Origin of the sequence: Rhodococcus sp. WB9 (genome assembly GCF_007558985.1) — a bacterium.
Taxonomy (GTDB): domain Bacteria; phylum Actinomycetota; class Actinomycetes; order Mycobacteriales; family Mycobacteriaceae; genus Rhodococcus_F; species Rhodococcus_F opacus.
This window is the reverse complement of sequence record NZ_CP041769.1, coordinates 1,259,198-1,272,701: the sequence shown is the minus strand read 5'-3', so window position 1 is coordinate 1,272,701 and position 13,504 is coordinate 1,259,198. Positions and strand designations below refer to the sequence as shown.

The window sequence follows — 13,504 nt, the reverse complement described above, 5'->3', positions numbered from 1 at the left end:
GCAGCCGGACGAACGGGACGCTCGTTCGATCTGAGGCAACGGGCGTCCCGTTCGTCCGGTGCAGGTGAGTGGCAATGCGTGCCCCAGCACACTTCGCCACTCACCTGCTCAGGCGCCGTACACCGGGACCGGGGTTTCGGCTTTGGCGAGAAGGTCGGCGACGACGGGTCCGATCTCCTTCGGTTCCCAGCGCGCGCCCTTGTCCTGGGTGGGACCGTGCCGCCAGCCCTCGGCGACGGTGATCTTGCCTCCCTCCACCTCGAACACGCGTCCGGTGACGTCCTTCGACTCCGTGCTGCCCAGCCACACGACGAGCGGGGAGATGTTCTCCGGGGCCATCGCGTCGAACCCCTCCTCGGGCGCGGCCATCGCCTCCGCCATCGCGCCACCCGCGCCGACCGTCATCCGGGTGCGTGCGGCCGGGGCGATCGCGTTGACGGTGACGCCGTAGTTCTTCAATTCCGCGGCCGCCTGGATGGTCATCTCCGCGATCCCCGCCTTCGCGGCGGCGTAATTGCCCTGCCCGATCGAACCCTGCAGTCCGGCACCGGAACTGGTGTTGACGATCCGGGCGTCGACCGGGTTGCCCGCCTTCGCCTCGGCGCGCCAGTACGCGGCGGCGTGGCGCAGCGTCGCGAAATGCCCCTTCAGATGCACGCGCACGACGGCGTCCCACTCCTGCTCGCTCATCCCGACGAGCATGCGGTCGCGCAGGAACCCGGCATTGTTCACCAGCACGTCCAGGCGTCCGTACGTGTCGATGGCGGTGTTGATCAGATTCTCGGCGCCCGCCCAGTCCGCGACGTCGTCGCCGTTCACAACGGCCTCGCCGCCCGCGGCGACGATCTCCGCGACCACCTGTTCGGCGGGACTCTCCCCGGTGGCGGAACCGTCGATACCGGCTCCGATGTCGTTGACCACGACCTTCGCGCCCTCGGCGGCGAACGCCAGCGCGTGGGCGCGTCCGATTCCGCGTCCGGCGCCCGTCACGATGACGACGCGACCGTCGACCACTCCACTCATGCCTTCTCCTCTGTAGATGCTGTAGCTGCCGCCAGGAAGGCGGGACGTTCTCCGCCGCCGTGGACGGTCAGTGTCGAACCGCTGACGTACGCCGCCAGCGGTGAAGCCAGGAACACCGCGCAGTTGCCGATGTCCTCGGGGCAGGCCATCCGGCCCAGCGGGACCGTGTCCCCGACCGCCGCGATCCCCGCCTCGTCGCCGTAGTGCAGATGCGCGAGTTCGGTGCGGACCAGGCCGACGACCACCGAGTTGACCCGCACCTTGGGCGCCCACTCGACCGCGAGACTGCTGGTGAGACTGTCGACCCCGGCCTTCGCCGCACCGTACGCCGCGGTCCCCGGCGACGGTCGCGAGCCGCTGACGCTGGAGATGTTCACGATCGCGCCACCCGAATCCTGTTTCTGCATCACCGCATTCGCGACCTGCGACACCAGGAGCGGGGCGAGCAGATTCAGCTCGACGATCTTGGAGTGGAACTTCGGACTCGCATCCGCGGCGAGCGCGAACGGAGCGCCGCCGGCATTGTTGACCAGGACATCGAGCCGCCCGTGCCGCTCGACGATCCGGTCGACGAGGCCCTGCACCTGCTCCGGATCGCGGATGTCGCACGGGAGGAACTCGGCGGCCCGGCCGTCCACCTCCACCGGCTCCTCGCCCGGTCGGCGGGCGCAGGCCACCACCGTCGCGCCCGCCCGCAGGAAGGTGCGGCTGATGCCCGCGCCCACCCCGCGAACACCGCCGGTCACCAGCACGACTGCTCCGTCCAGAGTGAAACGCGTTTCCATCGTGCTACCCTACCAAGCAATTGCTTGGTGCGTGAAGTCGTGGAGATGACGAGGGAGAAGAACAGTGGGAATTCGGAGTGCTAGCGAACCGGGAGGCATCACCACGGTCACCGTCGACTACCCGCCCGTGAACGCCATCCCGTCCCGGGGCTGGTTCGAGTTGGCCGACGCCATCCTGGCCGCGGGCCGGAACCCGGACACCCACGTGGTGATCCTCCGGGCGGAGGGGCGCGGATTCAACGCCGGCGTCGACATCAAGGAAATGCAGGCCACCGACGGCTACGGCGCACTGGTCGACGCCAACCGGGGCTGCGCGGCCGCGTTCGCCGCCGTCTACGACTGCGCCGTGCCCGTCGTGGTCGCGGTCAACGGATTCTGCGTCGGCGGCGGCATCGGCCTGGTCGGGAACGCCGACGTGATCGTCGCGTCCGACGACGCCGTCTTCGGACTGCCCGAGGTCGACCGCGGCGCACTCGGCGCCGCCACCCATCTCGCCCGGCTCGTCCCCCAGCACATGATGCGCACGCTGTACTACACGGCGCAGAACGTCACCGCCCAGCAACTCCAGCACTTCGGATCGGTGTACGAGGTGGTGCCGCGCGAGAAACTCGACGACACCGCCCGCGACATCGCCGCCAAGATCGCAGCCAAGGACACCCGGGTCATCCGCTGCGCCAAGGAAGCCATCAACGGCATCGACCCCGTCGACGTGAAGACCAGTTACCGCCTCGAGCAGGGCTACACCTTCGAACTCAACCTGGCCGGCGTCTCGGACGAGCACCGCGACGAGTTCGTCGAAACCGGCAAGCCCCGCTCCCACTCGAACAACAGGAAAGGCTGACATCCATGGCGAGCAAGCGCGACAAGAGGATGTCGCTCGACGATGCGGTCGGGGAACTGCGCAGCGGAATGACCATCGGCATCGGCGGCTGGGGTTCGCGCCGCAAGCCGATGGCGCTGGTCCGGGCGCTGCTGCGCTCGGATGTCACCGACCTCACCGTCGTCACCTACGGCGGCCCCGACCTGGGGTTGCTGTGCTCGGCGGGCAAGGTCACGAAGGCGTACTACGGTTTCGTGTCCCTCGATTCGGCCCCGTTCTACGACCCGTGGTTCGCGAAGGCGCGCACCGCGGGTGAGATCGAGGTCCGCGAAATGGACGAGGGCATGGTCAAGTGCGGCCTCGAGGCCGCCGCCGCCCGACTGCCGTTCCTGCCGATCCGTGCCGGGCTCGGCTCCGACGTCCGGGGATTCTGGGGCGACGAACTGCGCACCGTCACCTCCCCCTACCCGGACGCGTCCGGCAAGCCGGAGACGCTGATCGCGATGCCGGCCCTCAATCTCGATGCGGCACTGGTTCATCTGAACCTCGGCGACAAGCACGGCAACGCCGCCTACACCGGAGTCGACCCCTACTTCGACGACCTGTACTGCGCGGCCGCCGAGAAGCGGTTCGTCTCCGTCGAGCGGGTGGTGGAAACCGAGGAACTGGTGAAAACCGTTCCGCTGCAGAACCTCATCCTCAACCGCATGATGGTCGACGGCGTGGTGGAGGCCCCGAACGGGGCCCACTTCACCCTCGCCGGCGACAGCTACGGCCGCGACGAGAAGTTCCAGCGCCACTACGCGGAATCGGCGAAGACCCCCGAGGCGTGGCAGCAGTTCGTCGACACCTACCTGTCCGGCAGCGAGGACGACTACCAGGGCGCCGTGAAGAAATTTGCAGAGGAGCAGGCATGAGCGAGACGATCACCGAAGTCACCCGCGCGGAGTACTGCGCGATCGCGTGCGCCGACATCTTCTCCGGGGCAGGCGAGATCATGGCCAGCCCGATGGCGACCCTGCCCCTGATCGGCGCCCGGCTCGCGCGACTGACCACCGAACCCGACCTGCTGATCACCGACGGCGAGGCCCTGATCTTCGCGGACACCCCCGCCGTCGGCGCGAAGGCCCCGATCGAGGGCTGGATGCCGTTCCGGAAGGTGTTCGACGTCGTCGCCTCCGGCCGGCGGCACGTCGTGATGGGCGCCAACCAGATCGACCGGCACGGCAACCAGAACCTGTCGGCGTTCGGTCCGCTGCAGCAACCGACGCGTCAGATGTTCGGCGTCCGCGGCGCGCCCGGCAACACGATCAACCACCCCACCAGCTACTGGGTGGGCAAGCACTCGTCGCGGGTGTTCTGCGACAAGGTCGACATCGTCTCGGGCGTCGGCTACGACCAGATCGACCCGGAAAACCCCGCGTACCGCTTCCACCACCTGCACCGGGTGGTGAGCAACCTCGGGGTGTTCGACTTCGGCGGACCCGGCCACACGTTCCGCGCGCTGTCGCTGCACCCCGGCGTCACCGCCGACCAGGTCGCCGAGAACACCTCGTTCGAGGTGGCAGGGCTCGCCGACGCCGGCGTGACCCGCGAACCCACCGACGAAGAACTGCGGCTGATCCGCGAGGTCCTCGACCCCCGCAGCCTGCGCGACCGGGAGGTGTCGGTATGAGCACGCTCCGCACCGCGCTGACCGAGTTGGTCGGCGTCGAGCACCCGGTGGTCCAGACCGGGATGGGCTGGGTGGCCGGACCGCGGCTCGTCGCCGGCACCGCCAACGCCGGCGGCCTCGGCATCCTGGCATCGGCGACGATGACCTACACCGAACTCGAATCGGCGATCGCGAAGACGAAGACCCTCACCGACAAACCGTTCGGGGTCAACATCCGCGCCGACGCGTCCGACGCCCCGGAACGCATCGACCTGCTCATCCGGGAGAACGTGCGCGTCGCGTCGTTCGCGCTGGCACCGAAGCAGGAACTGATCGCGAAGCTGAAAGCGGCCGGAGTGGTGGTCATCCCGTCGATCGGCGCCGCCAAACACGCAAAGAAGGTCGCCTCGTGGGGCGCCGACGCGGTGATCGTGCAAGGCGGCGAGGGCGGCGGGCACACCGGCCCCGTGGCCACCACACTGCTGCTGCCGTCGGTGCTCGACGCCGTCGACATCCCCGTCGTCGCGGCGGGCGGATTCTACGACGGACGCGGACTCGCCGCCGCCCTCGCCTACGGCGCCGCCGGCGTCGCGATGGGCACCCGCTTCCTGCTCACCCGGGAATCGACGGTCCCCGACTCCGTCAAACAGCAATACCTCGCCCGGGGACTGCAGGACACCACCGTCTCCCGCAAGGTCGACGGCATGCCTCACCGGGTCCTCAACACCGACCTCGTCAACAGCCTCGAACACTCCGGCAACATGCGCGGGCTGGTCGCGGCCGCCCGCAACGCGTCCAAGTTCAAGGCCATGACCGGCATGAAATGGTCGACGCTCGTCAAGGACGGCCTCGCCATGAAAAAGTCCAGCGACCGCACCTGGCAGCAGATCATCATGGCCGCCAACACCCCGATGCTGCTCAAGGCCGGGCTCGTCGAAGGCAACACCCACGCCGGCGTCCTCGCCTCCGGGCAGGTCGTGGGACTGCTCGACGACCTGCCCACATGCAAGGACCTCATCGACGGCATCGTCGCCGACGCGATCAAACGCATCGACGCACTCGGCGCCCTCCGCGCCTGAACCAACGGGACGCTCGTTCGATCTGACTCGGGCGAGCGTCCCGTTCGTCCGGCTAAGGGGTGGCAGCCTTCGCCGCGCTCAGCTGGATGACGCGGCCTTCGCCGCGCTCAGCTGGATGACGCGGCCTTCGCCGCGATGCGCGCCCGGACCTCCGGCCGTCGCAGCGGGGGCACCGTCTGCGGCGGCTGCTTCCGCCTCGGCAGTGCCGCGAGCAGCTTCGTGGTGGCCTCGGTGACGACGGCTACCGCCTCCTCGAAGGGCTCACGGTTGGCGTCCGACAGCTTCTGTATTCCGCTGACCTTCCGGACGTACTGACGCGCCGCCGCCTCGATCTCCTCCGCGGTGGCCGCCGGTTCGAGTCCGCGCAGCTCGGTGATGTTTCGGCACATGACTCGACGATAGCGCCGCGCCGCCCTCTCCGCGGCTCCTCGGCGCTGGGCGAATGTACCTTTCGGCGCACCTGAGGCGCCGGAAGGTACATTCGCCCGTCGGGGTAGCGCGGCCTCAGCTGCGGGCGGGCTCCAGCGTGTCTTCGTCCGCGGGCACGACGTCCGTCTCGACGTCCGGGAGCGGGGTGCGAAACCGTGCGGCCACGACTGCCGCGCCGAGCAGGACCAGCGCGATGAGGCACTGCGAGCTTCCGATCACCTCACGCACGGCCGCCTCCACCCAGCCGGACGACGAGGACTGCAGGACGAAGTTCGGGCCGATCAGGAAGATCAGGGTCGCGGCGCCGATCAGCGGACGCCAGCTGCGGTACTGCGGTGCGATCAGAATCGGAATCAACAGGATGCTGTATGCCCAGTGGTGGGTGACGGCGAACGGCGCGGCGAGCAGGGATGCCAGGGCCACGACCGACAGCGCGATCAGGTGCTCACCGGACCGGGTGAAGCGATACGCCGACCACGCCGCGGCGGACACGATGGCGGCTGCGCTGAGCACCCAGAGAATGCTGGCCAGCCGGCCCTCCGCCCCGAGCCGGGCGATGACGCCGGTGACGGCCTGGTTGCGGAAGAAGTCGGGTGCCCCTGCACGGCCGGTGGCGAAGAATTCGGTGGTCCAGAACCACACCGACGACTGCGGCAGCAGCCAGAAGCCGAGGCCGACGGTGACCAGGATCGTGGCGAGCGATCGTCCGATCGAGCGGAAGTCGCGGCGGACGAGCAGGACCAGCAGGAAGGCTGCCGGGGTGATCTTGACGGCCGCGGCGAGTCCGATCGCGACTCCGCGGAACCGCTTCGGGATCACACCGGTGCAGTCGGCGACCACGAGCGCCATCAGAATGATGTTGATCTGACCGAAGTCGAAGTTCGAGCGCATCGGCTCGAGGAGAAGTACCGGGCCCAACGACAGCAGAGCGAGAAGTTCGGGGCGTGCGACGTCGAGCTTCGACAGCGCCACCTTGACCATCCACCACACGAGTCCGAGGTTGAGGGCGCACCATAGCGCCTGCAGGACCGCGGGGTCGATCTCCGCCATCGGCGCGAAGAGGATCGCCGCGAAGGGTGCGTAGATGAACCTGAACCCGGAACTGCTCGGGAAGTCCGCGGAGTAGAGCGGCAGGCCGCTGACGAAGGCGTAGCCGGCGTCGCGGAACACGGAGAGGTCCATCAGGTAGCCCGTCGCCGCATCGAACTCTCGGTAGGCCACCGCCCCCAAGGAGAGGACGCCCACGAGGAGCGCGACGGCGTGGAGACGATAAGCCCTGAACTTCGATTCACTCTGCAACAAGAATTTGTTCTTTCATGATCGGCGTCGTGGTCAACGATCCACCGTAGCGGGCCGTGACCCAATCGTGACAAAGTCGAGGTCGCGGCGTCCGAACCGCGCACTTCGTCATAGTTTATTTAGACTGATATATTTCGATCATGCCTGCGCGCACTCTCGACAACCCCCTCGTCCTGCCGGTGCTCGGCCTGCTCCTCGAATCGCCGATGCACCCGTACCAGGTGGAAGTCACGCTGCGCGAGCGCAGCGAGGAGGGCCAGTGGCCGCTCAATCGCGGCTCGCTGAACAATGTGGTCGCGGCCCTCGCCTCGGCGGGCTGGATCGAGGAACACGAACGTGCGCAACGGGAAGGTCGGCCCGCCCGCACCGTCTACGCCCTCACCGAGGCCGGGCACGCGGAACTCGTGAGCCGACTCGACCTCCAGATCCGCAGTGCCGCACGAGAGTTCTCCCCGTTCTTCGCGGCGATCAGCTACCTCGGCGCGGTGGGACGCGAGGGCGCCGTGGACGCGCTCACCGAACGCGCCGAACGACTCACCGCGAGAATCGAATCCGACCAGGCACGGCACACCCGAGCGCTCGACGACGGAGTGCCTGCGCTGTTCGTCGTCGAAGCGGACTACGCACTCCACGCGGCGCGGGGCGAACTCGCCTGGATCGCGTCGACGATCTCCGACATCCACTCGGGCCGCCTCACCTGGCCCGCACCGCAGACGAAGGACGTGCGGCCGTGAGCCTCCGGTTCGGTATCTACCCCGGTCAGCCGGTCCCGAACGTCCCTTCGAGCCGATTCCGGGACCCGGGATGGACGAGACGCGCGGCACTGACGAGGCCCCGCGAGGACCACGTGCGGCGCCGGATCATCAGGCACGGTTCGGCGCGCTCGATGTGGAGGAGCCGGCATTCCTCGGGTGACGCGAGGATCGCTTCGACCACGTGCTCGCCCCTCGTCAGGGGAGCCACCACGCTCAGATAGTGATTGGGCGTCTGCTGGGTGAAGTCCTGATCGAGATACCCGGGCGCCTCGGCGGGATTGACGAACCGGTCTTCGAGCTGGATCGGTGTGTCGTCCTCGTAGTGGATCATCAGGGAGTGGAACACCTTGCCGCGGATCGAATCCCGGATGAAGGCGTTCGCCGGGTCGGCGTCTTCCTCACGCACGTACACCACTTCGGTTCGATGGCGGTGTCCGCGCTGCTGGATCTCGTCCGCGATGTTCTTGACCTCGAACAGAGACGACGCCGTCTTCGTGGCCGCCACGAACGTCCCCACACCCATCAGGCGCACCACGAGACCCTCGGCGCTGAGTTCGCGCAGCGCGCGGTTGATGGTCATGCGGGAGAGGCCGAGAGCGCCGACGAGCTGATTCTCCGAGGGCAACTGATCGCCCTCCTGCCAGCGGCCGGCGTTGATCTGCGACACGATCAACTGCTTGACGCGCTCGTACGCCGGGGCCGACTCCGTCCCCGGTCCGTTGTACAACGCAGCAAGCTCCGCGTCGACTACTGCGATCTCCACCACCACTGACACCCATCCCTCTGCAACACCGATGAACTTCCCGTGCAGTCGGCCGTTGCAGTCTATCGGCCGACTGCACGGGTAAGCCCTCATCGCGCGGTGCGCCCGGTGTCACCTCACCATGCTGCGCAGTTGCCTGGTCGCGACGGAGAGGGCCGCCAGGTCGTGCTCCCCCGACTCCGTCACGGCGTCGAGCGTGTGCCGGGCGCGCGCCAGCCGGGCCGCGTTGCGGTCCTCCCACTCCCCGATCTTCTGCTCCGCCGTGTCCACCACTTCACTGCCCGAGATCACGTCGAGGCACAGTGCCCGGACCGTGTCGTACAACTCGTCGCGCAACGACAACCGGGCCAGCGCGTTCCACCGGGTTCCCCGTCCCAGCTGCGAGACCCCCACCAGGAGGTGCACCAACCCGAGGCACTCCCCGAGCCGGTAGTACACCTCGGCCACTTCGCGGGGATCGCGTTGGGTGATGTCGGCGATCTCGACGATGTCCAGCAACGCGAACCGGTCCAGGAGCAGTTGCACCCGCCCGGCCAGGTCCGCGGGGACACCACGGGCCACCAGCGCGGCCGTGCGACTCCGGAGGTTCTCCGCGTCCTCACCGCAGAGCCAGCCCGCGACGCGCGGTGTCAGGTCCGCGACGCGGTCACGGAATCGGGCGATCTCCGCCCCGACCGCGAGCGGTTGGGGCCTGCGGGTCAGCATCCAACGCGACGCCCGGTCGAGCAGCCGCCGGGTGAACAGCGTGAGGTCGTCCGAGAGCGCGGCGTCGAGGTCGGCGTCCCGGATGTCGCGCCGGAGCGACGGCAGGTCGAACACGGCCGACACCACCGCGAACGCCCGCACGGCGTCGGCGCTGCTCGCTCCGGCCTCCTCACCCAGCCGGAACGCGTAGGTGATGCCGCCGTTGTCGACGACGTCGTTGGTGAGGACCGTCGCGACGATCTCCCGGCGCAGCGGATGGTCGCCGATGGCGTCGCCGAAGGACTCCCGGAGCCTGCGCGGGAAATACCCGGCGAGGGCGTCCGCGAAAGCCGGGCTGTCGGGCAGGTCGCCGGCCAGCAGGTCCGACTTCAGCGCCAGCTTCACGTGTGCCATGAGGGTCGCGAGTTCGGGTGAGGTGAGTCCCGTCTCCGCGCGCTCCCGGGCGGCGATCTCCTTCCTGGACGGCAGCACCTCGATGACGCGGTCCAGACCGTAGCGGCCTTCCAGATGGCCGATGAGCCGTCCGTGCACCGTGAGGGACGCGGTTGCGTCGGCCCGGCACGTGCCCAGCACGTCGTTCTGGGCGACGTTGTCGGAGAGCACGAGACGCGACACCTCCCCGGACATCTCGGCGAGCAGACCAGTACGGTCGTCGGCGGCGAGACGGCCGCCGCTGACCAGGGCGTCGAGCAGAACCTTGATGTTGACCTCGTGGTCGGAGCAGTCCACGCCCGCCGAGTTGTCGAGAGCGTCCGTGTTGATTCGCCCTCCGATGCGGGAGAATTCGATGCGTCCCAGCTGGGTGAAGCCGAGGTTGCCGCCCTCACCGACCACCCGGGCCCGGACGTCGGCACCGTCGACGCGGACGCCGTCGTTCCCCTTGTCCCCCACGTCGAGATGGGTTTCGGTGGCCGCCTTCACGTATGTTCCGATGCCGCCGTTCCACAGCAGATCCACCGGTGCCTGCAGGATCGCGCGGACGAGGTCCGGTGGGGACAGTTCGGTGGTCCCGGGGCTCAGTCCGAGTGCGCGCCGCGCCTCCTCGCTGATCGGAACACTCTTCCTCGACCGTTCCCACACACCGCCGCCTGCGCTGATCAGGCCGGGCGCATAGTCCGCCCACGACGACCGCGGCAGCGCGAAGAGTCGTTCCCGCTCCGCGAACGATGTGGCTGCGTCGGGGTTCGGGTCGAGGAACACGTGCCGGTGATCGAATGCGGCGACGAGCCGGATGTGCGGGCTCGCGAGCATTCCGTTGCCGAACACGTCGCCGCTCATGTCGCCGATCCCGACGGCCGTGAATTCCTGCGACTGGGTGTCGACACCCATTTCGCGGAAGTGCCGCTTCACGCTCTCCCACGCGCCCCGGGCGGTGATGCCGAGCGCCTTGTGGTCGTAGCCGACGGATCCACCCGACGCGAATGCGTCACCCAGCCAGAACCCGTACTGTGCGGCAACGTCGTTGGCGATGTCGGAGAACGTCGCGGTGCCCTTGTCCGCAGCGACGACGAGGTACGTGTCGTCGCCGTCGTGCCGCACCACCCGCGGCGCCGGGATCACGGCACCGGTCGCGAGGTCCACGTTGTCGGTGACGTCCAGCAGCCCGCTGATGAAACTGCGGTAGCAGCGAACGCCTTCGGCGCGTTGGGCGTCGCGATCGCGGAGCGGGTCGCCGGTGGGAGCGGGCGGGCGCGCGACGACGAACCCGCCCTTCGCGCCGACCGGCACGATCACCGAGTTCTTGACCGCCTGCGCCTTCACCAGGCCGAGCACCTCGGTGCGGAAGTCCTCCTTGCGGTCGGACCACCGCAGGCCTCCGCGCGCCACGGCGCCGAACCGCATGTGCACGCCCTCGACCCACGGCGAGTAGACGTAGATCTCGAAGCGGGGCCGCGGCTGCGGCAGTTCCGGGATCCGCTGCGGATCGAATTTGAACGACAGGACCTGACGTTCCCGGCCCGGGCGGGCGTAGCGGTTGGTGCGCAGAGTCGCCAGGACCACGTTCAGGTAGGCGCGCAGGATGCGGTCGGCGTCCAGGCCGAGCACGTCGCCGATCGCCGCTTCCAGCGAGGCGATCAGTTCGCTGCACTCCTCAGCGCCGTCCGGAGCAGTGCCGTCCGGATCGAACCTCGCGGCGAACAGCCGGATCAGCGCCTGAGAGATCTCCGGATGATCACCGAGGACCGTCGCGATGTGGTTCTGGCTGTAGGGGAATCCACCCTGCCGGAGGTACCGCGCGTATGCCCGCAGCACCTCCACCTCACGCCAGTCCAGGCCCGCGCGGAGTACGAGTTCGTTGAAGCTGTCCGTCTCGGCGCGAGCTGCCCAGGCCGCGGCGAAGGTCTCCGTGAAGCGGCGCGGCAGCGCGTCGTCCACCGGCCCCGGCGACGCGTAGCGGATCCTGAACTCGTACATCCAGCACACCGTTCCGCGACTGTTCGCGACCGTGTAGGGCCGCTCGTCGAGGACCGCGACGCCCATGCTCTGCAGGATCGGGAGAACATCGCTGAGCGAGGCGGATGCACCGCCGACGAAGAAGGTGAAGCGCCAGTCCGGCGCGTTCGCGTCGAGCCGCGTGTCGATCGCGCCGTCCGTCAGCCTCTCGAACACCACCAGATCGGCGTGGGCGCGCCGGGCGTCGAAGTCGTGCTTGTACACCTCCGGGAAGTGCTCCGAATAGTGCGCGAGGAGTTCGCGTTCGGCGGTGGCGAGTTCGTCGTGGAACCGGTCGTCCCAGGTCCGGCAGGCCCGGGAGATCCGACGCTGGATCTCCAGTCGCCGGGTGTCCGTCACCTCGGTGTCCGCCGGGACCCGCATCGTGAAGTGCACCATCGCCAGCGGGTACTCGGACACGTTCGTGGTGTATTCGACTGCGGTGCCGTCCAGTTCGTCCAGCAGGACGCGCTGGGTCGCCAGACGCGTCCGCGTGTTGTACCGATCGCGGGGAATGAACACCAGCGCCGACATGCTGTCGCCCGGGACATCGGTGCGCAGGAAGAGGTGAATGTGCTCGCGCGCGGTGATGCCGGCGACCTCGGTGAGGGCCGAATGCAGCGAATCCGGGCTCGCCGCGAACAACTCGGTCAGCGGCAGCGCCTGCACGACCTGCAGCACGGCCTGCCCGGAGAACGAGTCGATGTCGAAACCGGCACGATCGAGCAGGGCCCGCACCCGGCGTCCCGCACCCGGGATGTCCAGGACGTTCTCGTGCCTGCCCGCGGGGGTGAACGCGCCGACGAAGCGGTGCTCCACTCCTCCGGCCCGAACACCGACCACCGACGGGTACGACGACCGGTGCACGGACACCGGAAGCGCCGCCTGCCCGATCGCCAGGACGGGACCGGGTTCCGTGGCCGGCGCCCGATCGCCCTCGCGGTCGTGGAGCACGCCGAGACTCTCCTCGGGTGCGCCGTCGGCGCCGTACCGCGCGTACCCGAGGACGGTGAAGTTGCCCGCCTCGCACCACCGCAGGAAGTCGGCGGCCTCGCGGACTTCTTCGGACAGCGAGTCCTGCCCGGTCTGCGAGTCGAGGTGTTCGGAGACCTGGATCTGCAGTTCGCGCATGCGCGCCAGATCCCGGTCGACCCGGCACACGTCGGCGAGGACGGTGTGCAATGCCTCGACCAGTGCCGCGACGACGGAGTCCGCGGTGTCGGAGCGCAGACCCACGTGAATCCACGACTCCGCCGTCCCCGAGTCGCTCACAGGCGAGAGGTCGGTGAGGGTGCCCGACTCCGCGCGGCGGGCGACGAGGACCGGATGCAGCGCCTCCTCGATCGGGGCGCCGACCCTGGCCGCGGTCAGCAGTACCGATTCGACGAGCAGGGCCATGTCGTCGGTGACGATCTGCACCGCGGGCCCGATCCCGCTGGGGTCTGCGGCGTCGATTCCGCGCACCACCGCGGTCCCGGGGTTCCGGTGTCGCCCGGTCTCGAGATGCGTGTTCGCGATGCGATCACGCGCCTGCGGATCTGCGCCGTCGGCGGTGGGATGACCGGCGGTGTGGAGGTAGAGGTCGCGGAAACGCTGGGGCTCGTCCGGAGCGGAAAACTGCTGTTCATCGCGCTCGAGCGAATGTGAGGACGTCGAAATTACTCTCATGTCAGTACCTTCCGTCGGTAGCATCGACACTCCCGACTGGTGCAGTGGCGGGCCGGCACGCCTCTCGGCTGGGTCCTTGGAGAACGCTTGA

11 protein-coding genes are annotated in these 13,504 nt (G+C 68.7%); 5 read left to right on the top strand and 6 right to left on the bottom strand.

All coding sequences use genetic code 11. From position 1 onward, the window contains the following. Positions 1 to 108: 108 nt before the first annotated feature. Together FND50_RS06120 and FND50_RS06115 are read right to left on the bottom strand one after the other, a co-directional pair. Positions 109 to 1,023 (bottom strand): SDR family oxidoreductase, encoded by a 915-nt coding sequence (locus FND50_RS06120; protein ID WP_005244594.1) that lies wholly within the window; start codon positions 1,021 to 1,023, stop codon positions 109 to 111. Further along, positions 1,020 to 1,808 carry an SDR family oxidoreductase gene (locus tag FND50_RS06115; protein ID WP_144285130.1) on the bottom strand — a complete coding sequence of 263 codons (789 nt, stop codon included), beginning with the start codon at positions 1,806 to 1,808 and terminating at the stop codon, positions 1,020 to 1,022. The genes FND50_RS06120 and FND50_RS06115 overlap by 4 nt, the downstream gene beginning before the upstream one ends. A gap of 64 nt (positions 1,809 to 1,872) precedes the next feature. On the opposite strand from FND50_RS06115, the gene echA20 reads away from it, so the two are divergent. The 4 genes from echA20 to ipdC are packed head-to-tail and all read left to right on the top strand — an operon-like array spanning position 1,873 to position 5,361. Next, a complete protein-coding gene (gene echA20 / locus FND50_RS06110) occupies positions 1,873 to 2,649 on the top strand; it encodes a (7aS)-7a-methyl-1,5-dioxo-2,3,5,6,7,7a-hexahydro-1H-indene-carboxyl-CoA hydrolase (RefSeq protein WP_144285129.1) in 777 nt (258 codons plus the stop codon). A 5-nt stretch (positions 2,650 to 2,654) separates the two neighbouring features. Further along, positions 2,655 to 3,545, top strand: coding sequence for a cholesterol ring-cleaving hydrolase subunit IpdA (gene ipdA / locus FND50_RS06105; protein WP_005563742.1), 891 nt, complete (start codon positions 2,655 to 2,657; stop codon positions 3,543 to 3,545). After that, positions 3,542 to 4,303 carry a cholesterol ring-cleaving hydrolase subunit IpdB gene (gene ipdB, locus FND50_RS06100; protein WP_144285128.1) on the top strand — a complete coding sequence of 254 codons (762 nt, stop codon included), beginning with the start codon at positions 3,542 to 3,544 and terminating at the stop codon, positions 4,301 to 4,303. The genes ipdA and ipdB overlap by 4 nt, the downstream gene beginning before the upstream one ends. Then, on the top strand, positions 4,300 to 5,361 hold the full coding sequence (gene ipdC / locus FND50_RS06095) for a (3aS,4S,5R,7aS)-5-hydroxy-7a-methyl-1-oxo-octahydro-1H-indene-4-carboxyl-CoA dehydrogenase (RefSeq protein ID WP_144285127.1): 1,062 nt from the start codon (positions 4,300 to 4,302) through the stop codon (positions 5,359 to 5,361). Before ipdB ends, ipdC begins: the two co-directional genes overlap by 4 nt. A 107-nt stretch (positions 5,362 to 5,468) precedes the next feature. Here the strand turns inward: ipdC and FND50_RS06090 are convergent, their stop codons facing one another. Together FND50_RS06090 and FND50_RS06085 are read right to left on the bottom strand one after the other, a co-directional pair. Next, positions 5,469 to 5,750: a DUF2277 domain-containing protein gene (locus FND50_RS06090; protein WP_144285126.1), complete on the bottom strand. Its 282-nt coding sequence runs from the start codon at positions 5,748 to 5,750 to the stop codon at positions 5,469 to 5,471. A gap of 115 nt (positions 5,751 to 5,865) precedes the next feature. Then, entirely contained in the window at positions 5,866 to 7,092 is a 1,227-nt protein-coding gene (locus FND50_RS06085; RefSeq protein ID WP_144285125.1) for a glycosyltransferase family 87 protein, read from the bottom strand. Positions 7,093 to 7,229: 137 nt separating this feature from the next. Between FND50_RS06085 and FND50_RS06080 the strand changes: the two genes are divergently transcribed. Further along, positions 7,230 to 7,823 carry a PadR family transcriptional regulator gene (locus FND50_RS06080; RefSeq protein ID WP_144285124.1) on the top strand — a complete coding sequence of 198 codons (594 nt, stop codon included), beginning with the start codon at positions 7,230 to 7,232 and terminating at the stop codon, positions 7,821 to 7,823. Between the two features lie 25 nt (positions 7,824 to 7,848). On the opposite strand, the gene hutC is transcribed toward FND50_RS06080, so the two are convergent. Together hutC and FND50_RS06070 are read right to left on the bottom strand one after the other, a co-directional pair. Then, a complete protein-coding gene (gene hutC / locus FND50_RS06075; RefSeq protein WP_144285123.1) occupies positions 7,849 to 8,613 on the bottom strand; it encodes a histidine utilization repressor in 765 nt (254 codons plus the stop codon). A 105-nt stretch (positions 8,614 to 8,718) separates the two neighbouring features. Continuing rightward, a complete protein-coding gene (locus FND50_RS06070) occupies positions 8,719 to 13,413 on the bottom strand; it encodes an NAD-glutamate dehydrogenase (RefSeq protein ID WP_144285122.1) in 4,695 nt (1,564 codons plus the stop codon). Positions 13,414 to 13,504 lie beyond the last annotated feature (91 nt).

What these genes read in the sequence shown, in the direction of transcription:
- FND50_RS06115 (WP_144285130.1), bottom strand. Translation starts at nt 1,808, where the DNA reads ATGGAAACGCGTTTCACTCTGGACGGAGCAGTCGTGCTGGTGACCGGC.
- FND50_RS06080 (WP_144285124.1), top strand. Translation starts at nt 7,230, where the DNA reads ATGCCTGCGCGCACTCTCGACAACCCCCTCGTCCTGCCGGTGCTCGGC.
- ipdC (WP_144285127.1), top strand. Translation starts at nt 4,300, where the DNA reads ATGAGCACGCTCCGCACCGCGCTGACCGAGTTGGTCGGCGTCGAGCAC.
- FND50_RS06090 (WP_144285126.1), bottom strand. Translation starts at nt 5,750, where the DNA reads ATGTGCCGAAACATCACCGAGCTGCGCGGACTCGAACCGGCGGCCACC.
- FND50_RS06070 (WP_144285122.1), bottom strand. Translation starts at nt 13,413, where the DNA reads ATGAGAGTAATTTCGACGTCCTCACATTCGCTCGAGCGCGATGAACAG.
- FND50_RS06120 (WP_005244594.1), bottom strand. Translation starts at nt 1,023, where the DNA reads ATGAGTGGAGTGGTCGACGGTCGCGTCGTCATCGTGACGGGCGCCGGA.
- ipdB (WP_144285128.1), top strand. Translation starts at nt 3,542, where the DNA reads ATGAGCGAGACGATCACCGAAGTCACCCGCGCGGAGTACTGCGCGATC.
- ipdA (WP_005563742.1), top strand. Translation starts at nt 2,655, where the DNA reads ATGGCGAGCAAGCGCGACAAGAGGATGTCGCTCGACGATGCGGTCGGG.